The sequence below is a fragment of the Phenylobacterium sp. genome, assembly GCF_031181185.1.
GTDB lineage: Bacteria > Pseudomonadota > Alphaproteobacteria > Caulobacterales > Caulobacteraceae > Phenylobacterium.
In genome coordinates, this window is sequence record NZ_JAPSKZ010000168.1 from 1 (window position 1) to 3,070 (window position 3,070).

At 68.9% G+C, this 3,070-nt stretch carries 3 protein-coding genes, 1 other RNA gene and 1 pseudogene; all 5 read right to left on the reverse strand.

The window, feature by feature from the left end; all coding sequences use genetic code 11:
- Positions 1-267 (reverse strand): annotated as a pseudogene (locus RIF93_RS16525) (cell division protein); the annotation flags it as partial.
- Complete coding sequence (rsmH, locus tag RIF93_RS16530; RefSeq protein ID WP_309092548.1) at positions 264-1,196, reverse strand: 16S rRNA (cytosine(1402)-N(4))-methyltransferase RsmH; 933 nt, start codon at positions 1,194-1,196, stop codon at positions 264-266. The gene rsmH and the pseudogene RIF93_RS16525, both read right to left, overlap by 4 nt.
- The gene (locus tag RIF93_RS16535) at positions 1,193-1,660 is read right to left on the reverse strand and encodes a division/cell wall cluster transcriptional repressor MraZ (protein ID WP_309092549.1); all 468 of its coding nucleotides are present in this window, start codon (positions 1,658-1,660) and stop codon (positions 1,193-1,195) included. The genes rsmH and RIF93_RS16535 overlap by 4 nt, the downstream gene beginning before the upstream one ends.
- 248 nt (positions 1,661-1,908) lie before the next feature.
- An RNA gene (rnpB, locus tag RIF93_RS16540) (RNase P RNA component class A) lies at positions 1,909-2,295 on the reverse strand.
- 34 nt (positions 2,296-2,329) lie between these two features.
- Entirely contained in the window at positions 2,330-3,049 is a 720-nt protein-coding gene (locus RIF93_RS16545) for an N-acetylmuramoyl-L-alanine amidase (RefSeq protein ID WP_309092555.1), read from the reverse strand.
- Between the last annotated feature and the right edge of the window lie 21 nt (positions 3,050-3,070).

The following is a 3,070-nucleotide window of genomic DNA, read 5'->3' on the forward strand; positions in this document are numbered from 1 at the left end:
TGGAGCCGGTGACGGCTCCATCTTCAGGTAGCCGACGGACAGACGCTCGATACGGCCGGGCTGTTCCAGGTGCGCGACCTCGGCCTGCAGCAGGCGGATGCGGGTCTTCTCAGCCTTGATCTGACGCTCGATCGTCGCGATCTCGGCGCGCTCCCGCCCGGCGATGGTCTTCGCCAGGTAGACGCCGAGGATCAGCGCCACCAGCAGGCCCACGCCCACCAGGTCCACGAGACGGAAGCCGCGAATCCTCCGGCTCAGCAGGCTCATGCCGCATCCCTCCAGACCGGCGCCTCGGTGCGCACGGCCGCTCTCAACTTCGCCGAACGGGCTCGGGGGTTGCCCGCCACCTCCGCCTCCGACGGCCCACGGGCGCCGTTGAAGAGGAGCTGGAAGCTGGGCGCTTGGGTCCTTTCGACCGGCGGCGCATGGCGCGATCCCGCCGGCGTTCTACCCGCTCGCACCTGCAGGAAGCTCTTCACGATTCTGTCTTCCAGCGAATGGAACGTGACGACGCAGAGCCGCCCCTCGGGCTTCAGCACGCGCTCGGCCGCGGCGAGGCCCGCCTCCAGTTCGGAAAGCTCTTCGTTCACGGCGATACGAAGGCCTTGGAAGGCTCGGGTGGCGGGGTGGATCTTGGCCCCGCGGCGGCCGCCTAGCGCCCGCTCGATGAACTCCGCGAGCTCCAGCGTACGGGTGAAGGGCTGCTCTTCCCGACGTTTCGCGATGGCGCGGGCGATGCGCCGGCTTTCCCGCTCCTCGCCGTAGACGAAGAAGATGCGGGCGAGCTCGGCCGGGTCGGCGGTGTTGACGAGGTCGGCGGCGGTGGGGCCCGCGTCGCCCATGCGCATGTCCAGCGGCCCATCCTGCATGAACGAGAAGCCGCGCTCGGGGTGGTCCAGCTGCATGGAGGAGACGCCGATGTCGAGCACCAAGCCCTCGACGGAGCCCGCCTCCAGCACGTCATCCATCTCCGAGAAGCGGGCCTCGACCAGGCGGAAGCGGTCGGCGGGCAGGTCGGCGGCGAAACGCTTGACGGTGGGATCGCGGTCGAAGGCGACCACCTTGGCGCCGGTGCCCAGGATGGCGCGGGTGTAGCCGCCGGCGCCGAACGTGCCGTCGACGATGGTCTGGCCGGGCGCAGGGGCGAGCGCGTCCACGACCTCATTCAGCAGGACGGGGACGTGCGGCGCGGTCATCCGGCGCCCCCGAGGCGGGCGGCGCGCTGCTGGGCGCGGAGCTGGGCGAGCCCTTGCCGGGCAAGGTCGCGCTGGGCGGCGCGATGGGCGTTGAACGCCTCGCGCTCCCAGATCTGGAACCGGTCGCCGAGGCCCACGATGACGACCCAGTCCGTCAGGCCGAACATCTCGCACAGCGTCTCGGGCAGGGTGATGCGGCCGGCGGTGTCGAACGACAGCTTCGCCATACCGCCCAGGACCGAGGTCTCCAGAGCCGAGCGCAGGGGATCGCCGAACTCCAACTCCTCGATCACGCCGGTGTAGCGGTCGAACAGGGCCTTGCCGCCGCCTTCGATGCAGTCGGCCTCGATGCTGGGGAAACAGAAGACGCCATCGAAGGGGCCGGCGGCGAGCGCGCGGAATTCCTGCGGCACGACGATGCGCCGCTTGGCGTCCAGCTGCTTCTCGAAGGTCGAGAGAAACATCTCGCCCCAGGTCCCCTGCCACCTCCCGCCCAACCCGCAGCGCCGCCCCAACGCAGCTTTTGGTTAGCGAGACGTTGATTGGGGTATCATGGGATCAATTGGGACACAATGACTCTGGATGACTATTTCCAGCCAAAACCAAGGTGTCGCAGGCCTTTAGAACGGCGGCGGAATACTTATCCACAGAACATACAATGAACTTACGGCGCCGCTTGATCGCGCGCCGTTGCAGAGGATGTGCGGAAAGACGGATCAGACGGCCTGTAAGCCGGGTTCTGTGCCGCCCTTGCGGGCGCGGCGATCATTCCTCTGGACCGCCCCTCGCGGGACGGTTCTCGCGACCAACCCGGATCCCTCGGACCGACGACGGTCCTGCCGGCCAGTATCCAAAGGACTTGGCCGACGCGGGATCCCTATTCGGTCTTGCTCCTGGCGGGGCTTGCCATGCGGCCTCTGTTACCAGCGACCCGGTGGGCTCTTACCCCACCCTTTCACCCTTACCCCGGCAAGCCGGGGCGGTTTGCTTTCTGTGGCGCTATCCCTGGGGTCGCCCCCGGCGGGCGTTACCCGCCGCCATGTCGTCGTGGAGCCCGGACTTTCCTCGAGCTTTCGCCCGCGACCGCCCGGCCGTCTGATCCGCGCGGAAAGTGGGCGCGGATGACACTGGGGTCAACCGGCCAGTCTGAGCAGAGCGATCAGTCGCGCCCGGGTCTCGCCGTCGGCGACGCCGTCGAAGCGTTCGGGCCGCCAGTGGCGCTGGAAGGCGCTGACCACGGTGGTCGTGTCCTTGTCGAACTTGCCCGACGGCGGCAGATCGAAGCCCAGGCGGGTCAAGCCCGCCTGCAGGGCGAAGACGGCCGCGCCCTCCTCGCCCTCGCCGATCGGCGCGCCGGGCGCCGGCGGCGCCTCGGCCCACAGGCCATGACCGGCCTCGGCCAGGCGCTTCCAGGGGAACAGCTCGCCCGGGTCGATCTTGCGATCGGGCGCGATGTCGGAGTGGCCGACGATGCGGTCGTCGTCGATGGTCCAGCGCGTGCGGATGTCGGCCACCAGCGCGATCACCGCGGCGATCTGCGCCTCGGGGAACGGACGATAGCCCCACTCGTGACCCGGGTTGACGATCTCGATGCCGATGGAGGTGTCGTTCAGGTTCCGCTGGCCCTTCCAGTAGGAAACGCCGGCATGCCAAGCCCGCCGCTCCTCGGGCACCAGCCGGAAGATCCGCCCGTCCTCCTCCACCAGATAGTGCGAGGACACCTTCGCCTCGGGATCGCGCAGGCGTTCCAGGGCCGCCTCTCCCGTCTCCATGCCCGTGTAATGCAGCACCAGGGTGTCCGGCGGCACGGTCCGCGGATTGAAGTTCGGGGACGGGGCCTCGATGACGTTCATTGCGAGCGGTTCCAGACGGCG